This is a genomic window from Phaeobacter italicus (assembly GCF_019801785.1).
Lineage (GTDB): Bacteria > Pseudomonadota > Alphaproteobacteria > Rhodobacterales > Rhodobacteraceae > Phaeobacter > Phaeobacter italicus.
Genome location: NZ_JAHVIJ010000005.1, coordinates 334,387 through 352,138, shown reverse-complemented (window position 1 = coordinate 352,138; position 17,752 = coordinate 334,387). Strand labels below are relative to the sequence as shown.

The window sequence follows — 17,752 nt, the reverse complement described above, 5'->3', positions numbered from 1 at the left end:
TAAGCAGGGAGAGACGCCGCGATGCAGGAATGGCTGACACAGACCGCAGCAGAGCTGGGACGCGGCATCGAGGCAGGGGAAATCTGCCCTCTGGCTTTGACCCAAACCTATCTGGACGCAATTGATGCGCACCCTCTGAGGGACCGCATATTCTCGGCGGTCACGCACGACCGCGCCATTGCCGAAGCCACCGCCGCCAAAGCGAGGGCGGAACAAGGCCAGCGCCTGTCTTTGGTGGATGGCGTCCCGATCAGCTGGAAAGATCTGTTTGATACCGCAGGGACCGCAACAGAGGCTGGCTCCGATCTCCTCGCCGGGCGTATCCCGGAAACCGATGCCCTGGTTCTGCGTGCCGCGACATCCCTTGGCACGGTCTGTCTCGGCAAAACCCACATGAGTGAGCTGGCCTTTTCGGGACTGGGTCTCAACCCGGTCAAGGCGACCCCGCCGTGCGTGCATGATGCTGATGCCGCGCCTGGCGGCTCCTCCTCTGGTGCGGCGGCATCCGTCGCCTTTGGACTGGCGGCTTGCGGGATCGGCTCTGACACAGGGGGATCTGTGCGCATTCCTTCTGCCTGGAACGATCTCGTTGGCCTGAAAACCACCTCCGGTCGGCTCAGCCTGGAGGGGGTCGTTCCGCTTTGTCTGAAGTTCGACACCATCGGCCCGCTGGCACGATCGGTCGAGGACGCAGCGATTTATCTGGGGGTGATGGAAGGGACATCCGGGCCAGATTTGCGGGGCAGTTCAATCAAGGGAATGCGCTTTGCAGACCTGCGGACTGTCGCACAGGACGATCTGGAGCCGACGATTGCCGACGCCTATGCCGATGCGCTGACCAGGCTGCGCAACGCTGGCGCCGACATCATCCCGCTTGAAGTTCCCGCACTGCAAGAAGCGATGGGGCTCAGCCCAGTTCTGTTCACCGCTGAGGCCTATGGCCTGTGGCGCGACGTGATCGAGGCCGCGCCACATCTGATGTTCCCGGAAATCCTGGAACGTTTCCGTTCTGGCAAGACGTTCAGCGGGCCGGACTATGTCGCTGCCTGGGCCAAGCTGGAACAGATTCGCATGGAATGGGATCAGGCCACAGCCGGCTTTGACGGCATCCTGTGTCCCGCCTCGCCGATCCTGCCCCCGAACATGCAGCGCCTTCAGGACGATCATGACTACTACGTGCGATCAAACCTTATGGCCCTTCGCAACACACGGATCGGAAACCTGATGGGGCTTTGCGGTCTTTCTCTCCCGACAGGGGTGCCGTCATGCGGCCTGCAGATCCTCGGCCAACCTGATTGCGAAGAGGCTTTGCTGCGGGTTGGCGCCGCAGTGGAACAGGCACTGGCGTGAAAGCCACATTTTGCTCAGGCTGAAATTGCGCGGCTGGACGCAGGGGTATCGGCTCTGTACTTTGTTCGTAAACGGGACACTAACGATCCCGGACCTGAGGCCAGAAACATGAATTTTCCTGAGCGGTTTTCCAACCTGCCGCCTTATGCATTTCCGCGCCTGCGGGCATTGCTGGACCACCACACGCCCGGCGGCGATGTGGTGCATATGACTATTGGCGAACCCAAACATGACTTTCCGTCTTGGGTCACGGACGTCATCGTTGAAAACGCAGCAGGTTTCCAAAGTTACCCTCCAAATGAGGGGAGCGTAGACCTGCGGAATGCAATCGCGGATTGGGTCCAGCGTCGCTATGGCGTTGCAGTTGATCCGATGGCGCAGGTCATGGCGCTGAACGGCACCCGCGAAGGCCTGTACAACGCGGCCATGGCGCTCTGCCCTGAGCAGAAGAATGGTCAAAAACCCGTCGTTTTGATCCCGAACCCGTTCTATCAGGTCTACATGGTCGCCTCGATTTCTGTTGCGGCAGAACCCGTCTTTGTTCCCGCGACTGCAGAAACAGGCCATCTGCCCGATTATGCAAGCCTGCCAGAGGACGTTCTGAACCGAACCGCCGTGGCCTATATCTGCTCGCCTGCGAACCCGCAGGGCGCAGTTGCAAGCCGGGCGTATTGGGCCGAGCTGATCCGTCTGGCTGAGAAATACGATTTCCGCATCTTTGCTGACGAATGCTACTCTGAGATCTATCGCGACAGCGCCCCCGTGGGCGCGTTGACTGTCGCCCAAGAGCTTGGCGCTGATCCTGAGCGGGTCGTCCTGTTCAACTCATTGTCCAAGCGGTCCAATCTGGCCGGCCTGCGCTCTGGTCTGATTGTGTCAGGCCCCGAAACCATGAAGCGGGTTCACCAATTGCGGTCGTATTCGGGCGCGCCGCTCCCTGCCCCGCTGCAGGCTGCAGCTGCCCGTGTCTGGGCGGACGAAACCCATGTTGAGGAAAACCGCGCGCTCTACCGCGAAAAATACCTGATTGCAGACAAGGTGTTTGACGGACTTGATGGTTACATGGCGCCAGAAGCCGGTTTTTTCCTCTGGCTTCCCGTTCCAAACGGCGAAGAGGCCGCATTGAAACTGTGGACGGAAACGGGCGTGCGCGTTCTTCCCGGTGCTTATCTCGCGCAGGGGCAAGGCGCGGACAATCCCGGCCACGGCTACATCCGTGTCGCGCTGGTCGCACCGGCGGCGCAGACAGAGACAGCCCTGCAGAAACTGCGCAGTTGTCTCTACTGAAATTCCGCGCCGCGCCCTCTCCCGGGGGACCGGCGCCAAAAACGATAAGACCCATGGGAACGTACCTGCGGCAAACAGCAGGGCCCCAGACGGACATAATGAAACGAGGTTGGCATGGCATTTCAGACGCGCAGTCGTGATCCCCTGTTGGACAGCACGATGCAGGCAGCCATAGAGAAACGCGGCAAGGAACTGATCGGCGCATTGCTGGTCGGTCTCGGCCTTTTGGTTGCCCTGATGATCGGAAGCTATTCAGCAGATGATCCTAACTGGATGGTCTCGACCGACGCACCGGTACAGAACATCCTGGGACGCACCGGCGCCTCTGTTGCCTTTATTCTGATCACCCTCTTTGGCAAGGCCAGCTGGGCCATCTCGCTGTTCCTAACGGTTTGGGGCGCGCGCTGTATCCTGCACAAAGGCGAAGACCGGTTCCTCTGGCCGCTTTTGCTGTCACTTCCTTGGCTCCTTTTGGTCTCGTTGCATTTTGAAACCCTTGTCCCGGCAGAGGGCTGGCGATCCGCTCATACCTTTGGGCTGGGTGGCATGATCGGCTACACCTTCCTTGGCATGTTGTTGGCCCTGCTGCCCGTCGGGCTGATTTTTCTGGTCAAGTTCCTGTCTCTGCTGACAGCGATTGGCATGCTCACCCTTGGGGCAACCGTTCTGGGCTTCACCCGTCCCGAAGTCATGCGTGGACTGCGGTTCGTCTTTGTCGGACTGGTGGTCATTTACGGCGCGATCGCCGGCCTTCTGGGGCGGGGTGCCGCAAGCGGTATGAAAGCCGCGCTGGACTATCGCAGTCGCCGCGCCGAACGTACCGCAGCAGCTGTTGCCATGACGGATGTCATGGACAACACCGACACGGACCCGCAGATGTTCGAGCCCGTTGATTATGATGATACCGCCTATGCCGCAGCTGCCGCGAGCGGCGCGCCCGCATTGGGGGGCGTACATGATCTCTCTGGCCGGGCGGAGCCGGGTTTTACCGCCCACAGCACGGCAGAACCCGCAGCAGCAAAGGAGAAAACCGGGCTGTTTGCGCGCGTTCCCAGCCTGATCCGCCGTGCGGATCCCGTCATGCCGGAACCGGAACTGGTAGAGCCTGTGCTTGCAGATACAGGCCTTCCGGACAATATCGACGACCTGCCGGGCGACGAACGGATCGCAGAAAAAATCGCCTCTGCCGTGCGCATCCGCCGTGCTGCAGATGTTCCTGTTGAGGACAGCTTCCCGTTGACGAAAGGCCGCGGCCAGCGGCCCGAGCCGTTGATCTTCAACCCAAACCACCCTGATGCCGGCCTGCCAGCTGAGCCGCCTTTGACAGCTGCGGGGAATGCCGCCTTTGTCTCAGCTGCGGATGAGATCGGAACCGCCACTGCCACTGCTGGTTTCCCCCCCGCGCCGTCGGTCCATATGGACATTCCCTCCGCTCCGGTTGATGCAGACGACGTGCCCCTTGGCTGGGATGAGCAGATTGCGCCAGATGCGCCGCAAGCGCCCACACCTGCGACCTTTGTCGATCACGTTCCATCCGAGGACCTGCCCCAGCCCGCGCAGGTACTGCGGCGTGAACCCCAGGTCTCCACTCCGGCCGACGGGCCTCTGGCTCCGGCAGCAGAGGCACCAAGCGCGCCGGTAGACATTCCGATTGCAACCCCACGCAAGGCCGTTGTCGAACAGCCAGTCCGCAAACCCCAACAGCCATCGAGCCGGGCCAAGGCAGAGGCGGAACCGAAACTGGCGTTTGAAGACAACCAGGCCGATTTCGAACTGCCGCCTCTGTCGTTGCTCATGAACCCAGCCAGCATCGAGCGCCATCACCTCAGTGATGAGGCATTGGAAGAAAACGCACGGATGCTTGAATCGGTTTTGGATGACTATGGCGTCAAAGGTGACATCGTATCTGTCCGGCCAGGTCCAGTTGTCACCATGTATGAACTGGAGCCCGCTCCGGGCCTCAAGGCGAGCCGCGTCATTGGTCTCGCTGACGATATCGCGCGCTCCATGTCGGCGCTGTCCGCACGGGTATCTACCGTTCCCGGCCGCTCTGTGATTGGCATCGAACTGCCCAACGACAATCGGGAGAAAGTTGTTCTCCGCGAGATCCTGGGGAGCCGCGATTTCGGCGACGGCACACATGCCCTTCCTCTGGCGCTTGGCAAGGATATTGGCGGCGATTCCGTTGTCGCAAACCTTGCCAAAATGCCCCACCTGCTGATCGCGGGGACCACCGGCTCTGGTAAGTCTGTTGCGATCAACACGATGATCTTGTCGCTGCTCTACAAGCTGACCCCGGCAGAGTGCCGCCTGATCATGATCGACCCGAAGATGCTGGAACTGTCGGTTTACGACGGCATTCCACACCTGCTGTCACCTGTTGTCACCGACCCCAAGAAGGCTGTTGTGGCCCTCAAGTGGGTGGTGGGTGAAATGGAAGACCGCTATCGCAAGATGTCCAAGATGGGCGTGCGCAACATTGCAGGATTTAACAGCCGGGTAAAAGAAGCACTGGCCAAAGGCGAGATGTTCTCGCGCACTGTACAAACCGGTTTTGACGATGACACCGGTGAGCCCGTGTTCGAGACCGAAGAGTTCGCCCCCGAGGCGCTGCCCTATATCGTCGTGATCGTCGATGAAATGGCAGACCTGATGATGGTTGCAGGTAAAGAGATCGAAGCCTGCATCCAGCGTCTGGCGCAGATGGCGCGGGCCTCTGGTATTCACCTTATCATGGCCACCCAGCGTCCGTCCGTGGACGTCATCACCGGTACCATCAAGGCAAACTTCCCAACCCGGATTTCTTTCCAGGTGACCTCCAAGGTCGACAGCCGGACCATTCTTGGTGAAATGGGCGCAGAACAGCTGCTGGGCATGGGCGACATGCTTTATATGGCTGGCGGCGCAAAGATCACCCGCTGCCACGGTCCGTTTGTCTCTGATGAAGAAGTCGAAGAAGTGGTGAACCACCTCAAACAGTTCGGCCCACCGGATTACATCGGCAATGTTCTTGAAGGCCCCGATGAAGACAAGGCAGACAACATCGATGCCGTTCTTGGCCTGTCCACGGGTGGAAACACAGATACCGAGGATGCGCTCTATGACACGGCGGTTCAGATCGTCATCAAGGACCGCAAATGCTCGACCTCCTACATCCAGCGAAAACTCGCCATCGGTTACAACAAAGCTGCACGTTTGGTTGAGCAGATGGAGGAAGAAGGGCTCGTTTCTCCGGCAAACCATGTCGGTAAAAGGGAAATTTTGGTCCCTGAGCAATAAGTCACAAGGGCGGAGCCAGGCTGGCTTCGCCCTCTTCACATTTGGCAAAGCGCACTTATTTTGGACGTATGAAACAGATTGCCTGCGCGCTCGCGCTGACGCTTTGCTCTTCTGCTGCATGGGCGGCCGAAAAGCTCAGCCTAAATGAAGTCTCGCAATACTTGAACGGGATCACCACAGCTCAGGCCCCGTTCAGCCAGATCAATGATGACGGCAGCCTGTCGACGGGAAAGTTGTATGTGCACCGCCCCGGCAAGATGCGGTTTGAATATGACGCTCCAAACAGCGGCGTTGTGATTGCTGGTGCAGGCGCAGTTGTGATCCAGGACCCCAAATCGAACCAGCCGCCCGAAACCTACCCGCTAAAGCGCACCCCGCTGTCGCTGATACTTGCCCGAACCGTTAATCTGGGTCAGGCGAACATGGTGGTGGGACATGATTTTGACGGCACTTCCACCATCGTGCGGGCCCAGGATCCAAAGAACCCGGAATACGGCAGTATCGAAATGATGTTCACCGATAGCCCCGTAGAGCTGCGGAAATGGGTGATCCATGACGGCTCAGGCGGCAAGACCACGGTCATCCTGGGCGGGCTGGAAACCGGCGTGACCCTGTCTTCCCGACTGTTCAACACCAGCGCCCCGCCATCCCGCTGATTGGTTTGCCTAGATCGAAACGCCCCCGCACTGTTACCGAACAGGCGGGGGCGTGTTTGTTTGTCTGTGGCGTTTAGCGGCGGGCCTGCCTGCAGGTTGCCAGCTGGGTCTGATACATGTTCGCCCGCGCCTGTACCTGCCCGGCAATCCGGATCAGCCATGGTTTGGAGCGATAGGTGCCACGTGCAAATCCCGTATGCCCATCATGATAGGCCAGGTATTGGTTGCGGGCATCATAAAGCGACACGCCGTTTCGTTCGCGGGTCTGGTTCATGTACCAGCCCATGAAATCGGTGGCATCCTTGATGCGGTTCCGCTTGGCCCCGCGACGGCCCGCCGATTTCCGATAGTCGTCCCACGTCCCATCTAGCGCCTGACTGTAACCGTAGGCGCTGGACTGGCGACCCAGAGGAATCACCCCCAAGGCAAAGCGATGTGGCGTGCGCGCATCAGACCGGAACCGGCTTTCCTGATAGATCGTGGCCATCTGCACATGCATCGGCACGCCCCACTTTCTCTCGGTCGCGCGGAAGGCTTTCAGGTATTCAGGGCGCTGTTTGATGATGCTGCACGCATTATCAAGATTTCGCGGCGGAGACCCGCTGCCACCACCGCAAGATGCCACGATCAACAAAAGGATCATGGCCCCAATGACTCTGCTCATTACTCTGCCTCTTTATAAACGTCTCGGGCTTCGTTGGCGGCAGTTTAGCCAATTGCCCGCTTCGTGAAAATCACATTTCCGCAGACCCGGCCGCATCGGTGCAACCGGGTCAAACGAAGGCGAAACAGGCGGCACAGGGCCACCTGTTTCAGTCTTCTAAAGATCAAATGTCGCAAAAACAGGGGCATGATCGCTGGGTTTTTCCCACCCGCGCGCGTCCCGCAAAACCCGGCTGGAATGTGCCGACGACTTGATGTCGGACGTCGCCCAGACATGATCGAGACGACGCCCCTTGTCAGCTGCGTCCCAATCCTTGGCCCGGTAGCTCCACCAGCTATACAGCCGCCCGTCAGGGATATCGTTGCGGGTGACATCAGACCAACCACCGGCCTCCATCACATCGGCGAAATGCTCCACTTCAACTGGCGTATGGCTCACAACTTTCAGCAGCTTCTTGTGATCCCAGACATCGTCTTCACGCGGTGCAATGTTCAGATCCCCAACCAACACGGATTTCTCCGGGCGGTCCGCATGAAACCAATCCCGCATGTCGGTCAGATAGTCGAGCTTCTGACCGAACTTCTCGTTCACCTCTCGGTCCGGGACATCACCGCCAGCGGGAACGTAGAAATTGTGGATGGTCACGCCATTTTCCAGCCGCCCCGCAACATGGCGGGCATGGCCAAGACCTGCGAAATCCTTATCGCCCACATCCTCAATCGGCAGGCGGGACAGGATCGCGACCCCGTTATAGCCCTTTTGCCCGCGGGCGATCATGTGACGGTAGCCAAGAGCGGCGAACTGCTCCATCGGGATCTTGTCGACCGGGCTCTTGCATTCCTGCAGGCAGAGCACATCTGGCCCTTCTTCCTCCAGAAGTTTGACGACGATCGGTTCGCGCAGGCGAACTGAATTGATGTTCCATGTTGCAAGAGTAAAGGGCATCGCGGTTTCCTATGATCAGTTGGCCCAATATTGCCCAGCCACCCCGAAAAGCGCCAGACACCCAAAGGCGATCTGCAAAATAATGTTCAACAGGCACGAAATTTCGCGAACAGGTCTTGCCGGTCCTGGTGGTGGACCCGACTGCTGCGAAACCCAGGCGAGACGCAAAGACCACTTGACGCCCTCAGAAAAAAAGCCGGGCACAAAGGCCCGGCAGTCCAACAGGGAGGTGCATGTCATAACCCGGACATGCGCGGGAACTTTCGGAAGCGCCGTCTGCCAGATAGCGGAAGGCGCGTCCACTCAAATCGCGAGCTTGTATCCACCTGACTCGGTAACAAGAATGCGTGCGTTCGACGGATCTGGTTCAATCTTTTGGCGCAGGCGGTAAATGTGGGTCTCGAGCGTGTGGGTCGTGACCCCTGCATTATAGCCCCAGACCTCGTGCAAGAGCACATCCCGCTGCACCACACTTTCATTGGAGCGATAGAGGAATTTCAGAATGTTCGTCTCTTTCTCGGTAAGACGAATCTTGCGCTCATCTTCGGTTACCAACAGCTTCATCGACGGTTTGAAGGTGTAGGGCCCCAGCGCAAAAACCGCATCCTCGGATTGCTCGTGCTGACGCAGCTGGGCGCGGATACGGGCAAGGAGGACCGGGAATTTGAATGGCTTGGTCACATAGTCATTCGCACCTGCATCCAACCCCAAAATGGTATCGGCATCGCTGTCATGACCGGTCAGCATCAGGATGGGCGCCTTAACCCCCTGCTTGCGCATCAAGCGGCACAGCTCGCGGCCATCGGTGTCTGGCAGGCCGACATCAAGAATAATCAGATCATAGAGCGCCTCTTTCGCACGCTCCATCGCGCCAGACCCGTTCTCGGCTTCGAACACGTCAAAGTCTTCGGTCATGACCAACTGTTCGCTCAGCGCCTCGCGCAGATCTTCGTCATCATCGACAAGCAGAATTTTCTTCAGTTGGGCCATCGCCTTGTCCTCCTGTGCTGTTCCCAACAGATGCGCAGTCCTGAGCCCAAGCACAAGATTTGCTGCAAGGGTTTCACGCCGACGTGTCTCTCAGACCGGATTTGTTTCACTTTCCTCCGCTTTCTGACTAGTAAATGGGTCGATGGGCCAGCCAGATGACATGGCCTACCCCAAATGACACGATAGGATTCGCCGCATGAGTCTGATGCCCTCCATGATTGACCTCCTTGCTCGCGCGCGGGTGGACCTGCGGATGGGGCTGCCGGTGGTTTTGACACAACCGGGCCGGGCCGTTCTGGCGCTTGCCGCCGAACAGCTTGATTCTGCGCGGCTGGCGGATCTGCGGGCACTCGGCCCTGTCGACCTCACCCTGACGGCGCGGCGGGCCGAAACCCTGAAGGCACGTGTCTATGACGGCGATATTGCGCGGATCATGATTCCCGCTGACGCAGATCTGGCGTGGGTACAGGCGGTGGCTGATCCTGCAGACGATCTCAACACACCAATGAAAGGCCCGTTGCAAAGCAACCGTGAAGGAGACGCAGACCTGCACCGTCTGGCGATTTCCCTTGCTAAGTCTGCTCATCTTCTGCCCGCAGCGCTGGTCTGCCCGCTGGATCACCCTGCCCAATTTGCACAAAGCCACGGGTTGACCGTATTGCCGCTGGCTGCGGTCGAACCCCTGATGGTTGAAAGTTCACCCCTGCATCCGGTGGCTGCGGCCCGTCTTCCAATGGATGCGGCAGAGGCCGGACGCCTGCATATCTACCGCCCCGAAGACGGTGGAGAAGAGCATTATGCCATCGAAATTGGTCGCCCCGATCGCAACGCCCCCGTACTGGCCCGCCTGCATTCTGCGTGCTTCACCGGCGATGTACTCGGGTCATTGAAATGCGACTGCGGGCCTCAGCTGCGTGGTGCGCTCGCTCAGATGGGGGCTGAGGGCAACGGTGTTCTCCTGTACCTCAACCAGGAAGGGCGCGGTATTGGTCTTGCCAACAAGATGCGCGCCTATTCCCTGCAGGATCAGGGGTTTGATACGGTAGAGGCCAATCATCGTCTCGGTTTTGAAGACGATGAGCGCGACTTCCGGCTGGGCTCTGCCATTCTAAAGAAACTGGGATTTTCCTCCGTTCGATTGCTTACTAACAATCCCAACAAGATCAGGATGATGGAGAATACGGGCATCAAGGTCGCTGAACGGGTGCCGCTGAAAGTCGGCGAAACTGCCTTTAATCAGCACTATCTGGCGACAAAGGCCGCCAAGTCAGGACACATGCTGTAATGGCTGATCTTCTACGGGGCACACGCCCGGAAGACATGGTGCTGACCCCACACGGGGTACGGTTTCAGGGGCGTACCCTGCCCTGTTCCATCGGCAAGGGCGGGCTCAGCAATCACAAAGTCGAAGGGGATGGGGCCACCCCTGTTGGATGTCACCGGATCGTCGGGATGCTGTATCGTCCAGACCGTCTCTCGCGACCGGCGCCATGGGCTGAGATGATCGGACCGCGTGATCTGTGGTCGGATGACACAGACGATGCCGCATACAATCATCATGTCCGCGCCCCCTATACGAAGAGCCACGAAGCGCTGCGACGCGCTGATCCGCTTTACGACCTTGTGTTCATCACCGACTGGAACTGGCCGAAGGCAACGCCTGGTCGTGGATCTGCCATCTTCATCCACCAATGGCGCCGCCCTCGATTTGGCACCGAGGGCTGCATCGCATTTTCCCGTAGCGACCTGTTGTGGCTCGCCCGCCGGGTCACCATTGGCACAAGGCTGATCGTGCCACCGCTCGCAAGCATGACAGTTGCTGGAACGTCAGGGCAATAGCGCCCCACAGGGCGACCTATTACCTGCGAGCAGGGCTGTCAGATTTCGTAGGCACGCGCGCCGAAAATCGCGGAACCTACGCGTACATGGGTCGCCCCAAGCGCGACGGCCGATTCGAAATCGCCACTCATCCCCATCGAAAGCCCAGTCAGGCCATTGCGCTCTGCAATCTTGCGCAAAAGCGAGAAATGCAGGCTGGGCTCTTCCTCTGCGGGGGGAATGCACATCAGACCTTCGATCACCAGATCCATGTCGCGGCATTCCTTAACGAATGCATCCGCATCACGGGGGACGATTCCGGCCTTTTGGGGTTCTTCGCCAGTGTTCACCTGAATGAACAGTTTAGGGCAATGCCCCAGCTCCTGCGCCAATCGGGCAATGGTTTTTGCCAGTTTCGGGCGATCCACAGTGTGAATGTTCTGAAACAGCTCCATCGCTTGGCGCGCCTTGTTGGTTTGCAGCGGACCAATCAGATGCAGATCCAGCCCATCAAACCGAGTCGCGAAATCAGGCCATTTGCCCGCAGCTTCCTGAACCCGGTTTTCGCCAAAGCAGCGATGACCCTCGTTCAATACCGACTCAACCCGCTCGTTGGGCTGGACCTTGGACACAGCGATCAGCTGCGTCGAGCCGACGGCGCGACCGGCCTTTTCCTCTGCGGTATGGATGCGGGATTGAATGTCCTGAAGTGACATGACGGCCTCTCTGAAGTCTTGATCGCGCGCAGAGAAACACGGTTTTTGCACAAAAGAAAAGGGCGAGCTCCTAAGAGCCCGCCCTCGAACCGTGTGGTTCAGATCAACTTAGAAGCTGAACTGAGCACCGAAGTCGGCACGCATCTGACCGTCGGCGTTGCCCGCTTTGGTCTCGCCGATACCACCACGCAGGGAGACACCGCCGCCCAGGTCGTGGATCACGCCCAGACCAACGTTGCGGGTGTCTGCGTCGCCGGAGCCGTCGCCGTAAGCGAAGGTCAGGGTGGTTGCAGAGCTTACGTCGTACGCTGCGGAAACACCGTAGAAGGTGTCAGAAGCTGCAACGTTGCCGCCAATGGTTTCGTCACCAACCAGCAGGGTGCCGGAGAATGCGCCCCAGGAGCCGCCCAGCGACAGAACAACGATGTCGTCGTCTTCAGCTGCACCGTTGTCGGTCTCACCATATGCCAGAGCAGCGGTGATGTTGCCGAAGGTGTAAGCAGCGTGGATGTCGAAACGGTCGCCGTCGCCACCGTTCGGTGCTTGGTCGTAAGACGCTGCAACTGCGAAGTCACCAACTGCGTAACGTGCGTACACGCCGTTGGAACCTGCGCCACCGGAGGAGTAACCCAGGAAGCCGTAGTCAACACCGGAGTACTGACCGACGAAGTTTTCCAGACCCGGCTCGTTGCCGTAGTAGTTGGGCAGGTTGTCGATTGCGCCAGCAACGTTGCCTACGTCAACACGCAGACCGCCGTACTCAACGGAGAAACGCGCGCCGTTCAGGCCAGCTGCGTTTGCTTCGCCGGAAGCAGCATCTTCGTCAGCCTGCAGACGAACGCGAGCGGAGAATTTCACGCCTGCGTCGGTTTCTGCGGAACCGTCGATGTTCAGACGGAAACGGCTTACGATCACGGTGTCGGAGGTGCCGCCAACGGTGCGATCTTCAACGTAACCGATACCAAAGCGGCCGTAGCCACCGAACGAAACGTCTGCAGCTGCAACACCAGCGGTTGCGACCAGCGCAGTCGAAGCGAAGAGAATCTTTTTCATGTTTTTCCCTCGGGTTTAAATTTCCAAGCTCAAACAGGCGCTGAGTGGCACAAGTCTGAGTACGCAATCCGTTTCGCTCTTTTTGGGGTGGTTGCGCAAGCGTGGGAGGAGAGGCGCAAACCTTTCGAGGATAAGTTGATGCATCGATGCCACAGTATCTTAACCCTTGCCGCATCAACAGCTTCGCACAGGGGGAGTCTATTAAAGAATAGGCTTGTTGCCGCCTGATCGCTTGTCTAGGACTAGTCCGCAACCGGTAATAGTAACGGATCTTGCCCATCATGCGCTGGCTTACGACTCTCGGACTTCTTTCGCTTGTGGCTGTAACAGCCAGCTGTGGTGCATTTGGCGGCAAGAGCCGCAAAGGCCCGTCTACCTACAGTGAAAACGTGATTGGCGGAAACCCTCGGGATCCGGACACATACAAGGGGACCACTATCTGGGACGCCTTCAAACCGACAAAGGCCGAGCAGATCGTTCAGGTGAATCGCTATCTTTGGACTGCGACGCTGGATGTGCTGGATTTCCTGCCACTTCAAACGGTTGAGCCCTACACCGGCGTTATCGTGACGGGCTATGGCACACCTCCGGGTGGTGGTCGGGCCTATCGTGCGACTGTTCACATCAAAGACCCGGCGCTGGATGCCCGCTCACTGAATGTCTCGCTGCAGACCCGGAATGGTCCCGTCAGCGCCAGTACCGCCCGCGCGATTGAGGATGCGATTCTCTCGCGGGCCCGCCAGTTGCGGATTGCCGATCGCAAGCTCTGACGCGAGGCGCCCCCCTTTTCTGCCCACTGGAACAGCTGGGCAAACATCACTATCACAAGCGCCAGGCCAAAAACCTGGCGTTTTTATCTACGAAGGACTGCTGTGATGCCCCGTTATGTTGCCCCGGAAATCGAAGCGCGTTGGCAGGACGCCTGGGAAAAAGCCGGGATTTTTCAGGCAAACCGCACAGACGACAAACCCAAATACTACGTGCTGGAAATGTTCCCCTATCCGTCCGGACGTATTCATATGGGACATGTGCGCAACTACACCATGGGTGACGTTGTCGCCCGCTACAAGCTGTCGACCGGCCACAACGTGCTGCATCCGATGGGGTGGGACGCCTTCGGGATGCCCGCAGAAAACGCCGCGATGGCATCCGGGGGCCATCCCAAAGACTGGACCTACAAAAACATCGCGGACATGCGCGGTCAGATGAAGCCTCTGGGATTGTCGATCGACTGGAGCCGCGAATTTGCGACCTGTGATCCGGAATACTATGGTCAGCAGCAGGCCCTCTTCCTTGATTTCCTTGAAAAAGGCCTGGTTTACCGCAAGAACGCGGTGGTGAACTGGGACCCGGTCGATATGACCGTTCTGGCCAACGAACAGGTTGAAAACGGGCGCGGCTGGCGCTCGGGCGCGCTGGTGGAACGGCGTGAGCTGACCCAGTGGTTCTTCAAGATCTCCGACTATTCAGAAGAGCTTCTGGACGCGCTCGACAGCCTCGAGAACTGGCCTGCCAAGGTCCGCCTGATGCAGGAAAACTGGATCGGCAAGTCGCGCGGGTTGCAGTTCTCCTTTGAACGCACCGATGGCGGCGAAGCGATTGAAGTCTACACCACACGGCCCGACACGCTGATGGGGGCGTCCTTTGTCGGCATTTCGCCCGACCACCCGATTGCCAAAGCGCTGGAGGCCGAATCGGACGAAGTCGCGGCATTTGTTGCCGAGTGCCGCAAGGGCGGCACCACAGAGGAAGCCATCGAGACCGCTGAAAAGCTGGGCTATGACACCGGCATCAAAGTGAAACACCCCCTCGATCCGAACTGGGAACTGCCTGTCTGGATCGCGAACTTCATTCTGATGGACTATGGCACTGGCGCGATCTTTGCGTGCCCGGCTCACGATCAGCGCGATTTCGAATTCGCCACCAAATACGACCTGCCGATCATCCCGGTGTTTGAAGATCCCAGCAGTGAAGGCGGCGATCTGAGCGAAGCCTACGTCCCGACAAAGGCCGAGAAAGTCCGCTACGTAAAAGGTTTCTCCGGAAACGGCGAACAAACCGGCGAAGAGGCCGTAAATGCGGCCGTCGACAAGGCAGAGGCTGATGGCTGGGGTGAAGGCGTAACCAAGTTCCGTCTGCGCGATTGGGGTCTGTCCCGGCAGCGCTATTGGGGATGCCCGATTCCCGTCGTCCATTGTGACAGCTGTGGCGTCGTTCCCGAAAAGAAAGAGAACCTGCCTGTCCGCCTGCCCGACGATGTCAGCTTTGACAAGCCCGGCAACCCGCTGGATCGTCACCCGACTTGGCGTGACTGCGACTGCCCGACCTGCGGCAAACCGGCCAAACGTGAAACCGACACGATGGATACATTCGTCGATTCGTCTTGGTACTTTGCCCGCTTCACCGCGCCGGATGCAGATACTCCGACCCGGATGGAGGACGCGGAATATTGGATGAATGTCGATCAGTACATCGGCGGCATCGAACACGCGATTCTTCACCTGCTCTATTCGCGCTTCTTTGCTCGTGCGATGCAGATCTGTGGCCACCTGCCTGAAAAGGCAAAAGAGCCGTTCAACGCGCTCTTTACACAGGGCATGGTGACCCATGCGATCTACAAGAACGCAGAACGCAAGACCGAGAATGGGCGCCCGATCTACCACTACCCCGAAGAGGTGGAAGAACGGGATGGCGGCGTCTACGTCAAAGACACTGGCGAAGCGATCAAGGTGATTCCATCCGCCAAGATGTCGAAGTCGAAGAACAACGTGGTCGATCCGCTACAGATCATCTCGTCCTATGGTGCGGACACCGCGCGCTGGTTCGTGCTGTCCGATAGCCCGCCCGAGCGGGACGTGGAATGGACCGCCGCAGGTGCAGAAGCCGCGCACAAACACCTGAACCGTGTCTGGAACCTCTGCGACAAGATCGCCAGCATGGAGCCCGACGCAACAGGCAGCGGTGATGACGAGCTGCTGCGCGAAATGCACAAGGCGATCCGTGATGTCACCCTCAGCATCGAAACCTTCGGGTTCAATGCCGCCATCGCCAAGCTCTATGGCTTTACCAACACGCTGGCCAAATCCAAGGCGGGCACCGCGGCACAAAAGCAGGCCATCATGACGCTGGCACAGCTGATGTCACCTATGACCCCGCACCTGGCAGAGGACATCTGGCATCATCAAGGTGGCGCAGATCTCTGCGCAACGGCGCCTTGGCCGGTGGCCGACGACACGATGCTGGTCGAAGACAGCGTAACCCTGCCCATCCAGATCAACGGCAAACGTCGTGGTGAAATCACCGTTGCCAAGGATCTCGACAAGGCAGAGGTTGAAAAACTCGCCCTCGCGCATGAAGCTGTGCAAAAGGCGCTGAATGGCGGCGCCCCGAAAAAGGTGATCGTTGTGCCGGGTCGTATTGTGAATGTCGTGGCTTAAACACGGATATCTCGCCGCTTTGGCCGCAACCTTTCTGGTTGCGGCCTGCGGGTTTACGCCGGTCTACGCGCCGGGCGGCACGGGCACGGCTCTTTATGGTGCCGTGACGGTTCAGGCCCCCGAAACGCTTGGGGCCAAGGACGATTCGGACGCCTATTTTCTCGTTCAAAACCTTGAGGAACGACTGGGGCGAACCGCAACAGGGGCCTATACGCTTGATCTGAACCTGCGCACCCGCAGCGAAGGTCAGGCGATCACCGCCGACAACGAAATCACCCGCTATTCCGTCGTCGGTTACGTCGACTACATTCTGACCCGTCAGGCCGATGGCATGATCGTTGCCAGCGGCAATGTGCAGAACTTCACTGGTTATTCGGCAACGGGCAGCACGGTGGAAACACTTGCTGGCGAACGCGACGCGCAGCGCAGGCTGATGACGATTCTTGCTGATCAGATCACGATCGAACTGCTGACCACGGTCAATCTGGCCGAGGGCCGCCAATCAACGGAACAGGCCGGGGAATGAAGCTGAGCCCGCGCGAGGCCGAGGGCTATTTTGCCCGCCCGGATTCGGGCAAGACCGGTATCCTGATTTATGGGTCCGATGCGATGCGCGTATCTCTCAAGCGTCAGCAGATGCTTGCGGCCCTGCTTGGCCCGACGGCCGAAGAGGAAATGCGCCTGACCCGGATGCCCGCCTCTGATCTGCGCAAGGATCCGGCCCAGTTGATGGATGCGGTCAAGGCCGTTGGATTTTTCCCAGGTATCCGGGCGGTCTTTGTCGAGGACGCCAACGACACCGCGACGCCAGCGATCATCTCGGCTCTTGAGGCCTGGCAGCCGGGGGACGCGCAGATTGTCGTGACGGCCGGCCAACTCAAGGCGACATCCAAACTGCGAAAAGCCTTCGAAGGGCACGGTAATGCCTATGCCACCGGCATCTATGACGACCCACCCTCGCGCAGCGAAATCGAACGTATTCTGAGCGAAGCGCAGATTCGCGATGTGCCCGGGGACAGCATGTCCGCACTGGTCGACATCGCCAACGATATTGGCCCCGGCGATTTTTCCCGCATGGTGGAAAAACTCGCGTTGTACAAATACGAAGACAGCTCTCCCCTGACGCTCGACGACATTCAGGCCGTCGCGCCGCAATCCACCGAAGCTGCGCTGGATGACATGCTCAATATCGTGGCCGAGGGACGCGGAGCAGAAATCGGACCATTGATGGGCCGGCTGCAAGCCCAGGGCACCAACGCGGTTACGCTCTGCATCGGGGCAACCCGCCATTTCCGCACCCTTTACACCATCGCATCAGACCCCGGTGGCCCCGCACAGGGCATCGGACGGCTTCGGCCTCCCGCCTACGGGAAACGGCGCGACCGCCTGTTGCGCCAGGCGCAAAGCTGGGGCGCCTTCAAGCTGGAAACTGCGTTGACGCTGCTTACCGACACGGATCTGCAGCTGCGGTCTGCCGGGCAGACGGCACCGGCCCTGGCCTTGATGGAGCGCGCGCTTATTCAGCTGGCCCGCCTCAGCCGAGTGAACTGAGCCAAC

At 59.1% G+C, this 17,752-nt stretch carries 15 protein-coding genes; 10 read left to right on the top strand and 5 right to left on the bottom strand.

What is annotated here, in order from left to right; all coding sequences use genetic code 11:
• The first annotated feature begins 21 nt into the window (after positions 1-21).
• From KUV39_RS14360 to KUV39_RS14345, 4 genes are all read left to right on the top strand, one after another.
• Positions 22-1,350: an amidase gene (locus KUV39_RS14360; protein ID WP_222460089.1), complete on the top strand. Its 1,329-nt coding sequence runs from the start codon at positions 22-24 to the stop codon at positions 1,348-1,350.
• A 108-nt stretch (positions 1,351-1,458) separates the two neighbouring features.
• A complete protein-coding gene (locus tag KUV39_RS14355) occupies positions 1,459-2,637 on the top strand; it encodes an aminotransferase class I/II-fold pyridoxal phosphate-dependent enzyme (protein ID WP_008561659.1) in 1,179 nt (392 codons plus the stop codon).
• A gap of 114 nt (positions 2,638-2,751) precedes the next feature.
• Entirely contained in the window at positions 2,752-5,916 is a 3,165-nt protein-coding gene (locus tag KUV39_RS14350; protein ID WP_222460088.1) for a DNA translocase FtsK 4TM domain-containing protein, read from the top strand.
• Between the two features lie 68 nt (positions 5,917-5,984).
• The gene (locus KUV39_RS14345; protein WP_222460087.1) at positions 5,985-6,572 is read left to right on the top strand and encodes a LolA family protein; all 588 of its coding nucleotides are present in this window, start codon (positions 5,985-5,987) and stop codon (positions 6,570-6,572) included.
• Positions 6,573-6,645: 73 nt separating this feature from the next.
• Here KUV39_RS14345 and KUV39_RS14340 read toward each other — a convergent pair whose 3' ends face one another.
• From KUV39_RS14340 to KUV39_RS14330, 3 genes are all read right to left on the bottom strand, one after another.
• Complete coding sequence (locus KUV39_RS14340) at positions 6,646-7,236, bottom strand: transglycosylase SLT domain-containing protein (RefSeq protein ID WP_037302599.1); 591 nt, start codon at positions 7,234-7,236, stop codon at positions 6,646-6,648.
• 156 nt (positions 7,237-7,392) lie between these two features.
• A complete protein-coding gene (locus KUV39_RS14335; RefSeq protein ID WP_222460086.1) occupies positions 7,393-8,181 on the bottom strand; it encodes an exodeoxyribonuclease III in 789 nt (262 codons plus the stop codon).
• Between the two features lie 303 nt (positions 8,182-8,484).
• A complete protein-coding gene (locus tag KUV39_RS14330) occupies positions 8,485-9,171 on the bottom strand; it encodes a response regulator transcription factor (RefSeq protein WP_008559188.1) in 687 nt (228 codons plus the stop codon).
• Positions 9,172-9,367: 196 nt separating this feature from the next.
• Between KUV39_RS14330 and ribA the strand changes: the two genes are divergently transcribed.
• Together ribA and KUV39_RS14320 are read left to right on the top strand one after the other, a co-directional pair.
• Positions 9,368-10,456: a GTP cyclohydrolase II gene (ribA, locus tag KUV39_RS14325; RefSeq protein WP_046211744.1), complete on the top strand. Its 1,089-nt coding sequence runs from the start codon at positions 9,368-9,370 to the stop codon at positions 10,454-10,456.
• Positions 10,456-11,010 (top strand): L,D-transpeptidase family protein, encoded by a 555-nt coding sequence (locus tag KUV39_RS14320; protein ID WP_244998370.1) that lies wholly within the window; start codon positions 10,456-10,458, stop codon positions 11,008-11,010. Before ribA ends, KUV39_RS14320 begins: the two co-directional genes overlap by 1 nt.
• 38 nt (positions 11,011-11,048) lie before the next feature.
• On the opposite strand, the gene KUV39_RS14315 is transcribed toward KUV39_RS14320, so the two are convergent.
• Positions 11,049-11,705: a YggS family pyridoxal phosphate-dependent enzyme gene (locus KUV39_RS14315; protein ID WP_222460085.1), complete on the bottom strand. Its 657-nt coding sequence runs from the start codon at positions 11,703-11,705 to the stop codon at positions 11,049-11,051.
• Positions 11,706-11,813: 108 nt separating this feature from the next.
• Positions 11,814-12,758 (bottom strand): porin, encoded by a 945-nt coding sequence (locus KUV39_RS14310; RefSeq protein ID WP_046211746.1) that lies wholly within the window; start codon positions 12,756-12,758, stop codon positions 11,814-11,816.
• 281 nt (positions 12,759-13,039) lie between these two features.
• Between KUV39_RS14310 and KUV39_RS14305 the strand changes: the two genes are divergently transcribed.
• From KUV39_RS14305 to holA, 4 genes are all read left to right on the top strand, one after another.
• A complete protein-coding gene (locus KUV39_RS14305) occupies positions 13,040-13,528 on the top strand; it encodes a DUF3576 domain-containing protein (RefSeq protein ID WP_037302601.1) in 489 nt (162 codons plus the stop codon).
• Positions 13,529-13,633: 105 nt separating this feature from the next.
• Entirely contained in the window at positions 13,634-16,195 is a 2,562-nt protein-coding gene (leuS, locus tag KUV39_RS14300; RefSeq protein ID WP_222460084.1) for a leucine--tRNA ligase, read from the top strand.
• Positions 16,182-16,721, top strand: a complete 540-nt coding sequence (locus tag KUV39_RS14295; protein WP_037302602.1) for a lipoprotein — start codon at positions 16,182-16,184, stop codon at positions 16,719-16,721. The genes leuS and KUV39_RS14295 overlap by 14 nt, the downstream gene beginning before the upstream one ends.
• Positions 16,718-17,746 carry a DNA polymerase III subunit delta gene (gene holA / locus KUV39_RS14290; protein ID WP_008562548.1) on the top strand — a complete coding sequence of 343 codons (1,029 nt, stop codon included), beginning with the start codon at positions 16,718-16,720 and terminating at the stop codon, positions 17,744-17,746. The genes KUV39_RS14295 and holA overlap by 4 nt, the downstream gene beginning before the upstream one ends.
• Positions 17,747-17,752 lie beyond the last annotated feature (6 nt).

Excerpts from the sequence above, each read along its gene's own strand:
- holA (WP_008562548.1), top strand. The coding sequence starts at position 16,718 with ATGAAGCTGAGCCCGCGCGAGGCCGAGGGCTATTTTGCCCGCCCGGAT.
- KUV39_RS14320 (WP_244998370.1), top strand. The coding sequence starts at position 10,456 with ATGGCTGATCTTCTACGGGGCACACGCCCGGAAGACATGGTGCTGACC.
- KUV39_RS14295 (WP_037302602.1), top strand. The coding sequence starts at position 16,182 with ATGTCGTGGCTTAAACACGGATATCTCGCCGCTTTGGCCGCAACCTTT.
- KUV39_RS14330 (WP_008559188.1), bottom strand. The coding sequence starts at position 9,171 with ATGGCCCAACTGAAGAAAATTCTGCTTGTCGATGATGACGAAGATCTG.
- KUV39_RS14345 (WP_222460087.1), top strand. The coding sequence starts at position 5,985 with ATGAAACAGATTGCCTGCGCGCTCGCGCTGACGCTTTGCTCTTCTGCT.
- KUV39_RS14305 (WP_037302601.1), top strand. The coding sequence starts at position 13,040 with ATGCGCTGGCTTACGACTCTCGGACTTCTTTCGCTTGTGGCTGTAACA.
- KUV39_RS14315 (WP_222460085.1), bottom strand. The coding sequence starts at position 11,705 with ATGTCACTTCAGGACATTCAATCCCGCATCCATACCGCAGAGGAAAAG.
- ribA (WP_046211744.1), top strand. The coding sequence starts at position 9,368 with ATGAGTCTGATGCCCTCCATGATTGACCTCCTTGCTCGCGCGCGGGTG.
- KUV39_RS14310 (WP_046211746.1), bottom strand. The coding sequence starts at position 12,758 with ATGAAAAAGATTCTCTTCGCTTCGACTGCGCTGGTCGCAACCGCTGGT.
- KUV39_RS14360 (WP_222460089.1), top strand. The coding sequence starts at position 22 with ATGCAGGAATGGCTGACACAGACCGCAGCAGAGCTGGGACGCGGCATC.
- leuS (WP_222460084.1), top strand. The coding sequence starts at position 13,634 with ATGCCCCGTTATGTTGCCCCGGAAATCGAAGCGCGTTGGCAGGACGCC.
- KUV39_RS14355 (WP_008561659.1), top strand. The coding sequence starts at position 1,459 with ATGAATTTTCCTGAGCGGTTTTCCAACCTGCCGCCTTATGCATTTCCG.
- KUV39_RS14340 (WP_037302599.1), bottom strand. The coding sequence starts at position 7,236 with ATGAGCAGAGTCATTGGGGCCATGATCCTTTTGTTGATCGTGGCATCT.
- KUV39_RS14350 (WP_222460088.1), top strand. The coding sequence starts at position 2,752 with ATGGCATTTCAGACGCGCAGTCGTGATCCCCTGTTGGACAGCACGATG.
- KUV39_RS14335 (WP_222460086.1), bottom strand. The coding sequence starts at position 8,181 with ATGCCCTTTACTCTTGCAACATGGAACATCAATTCAGTTCGCCTGCGC.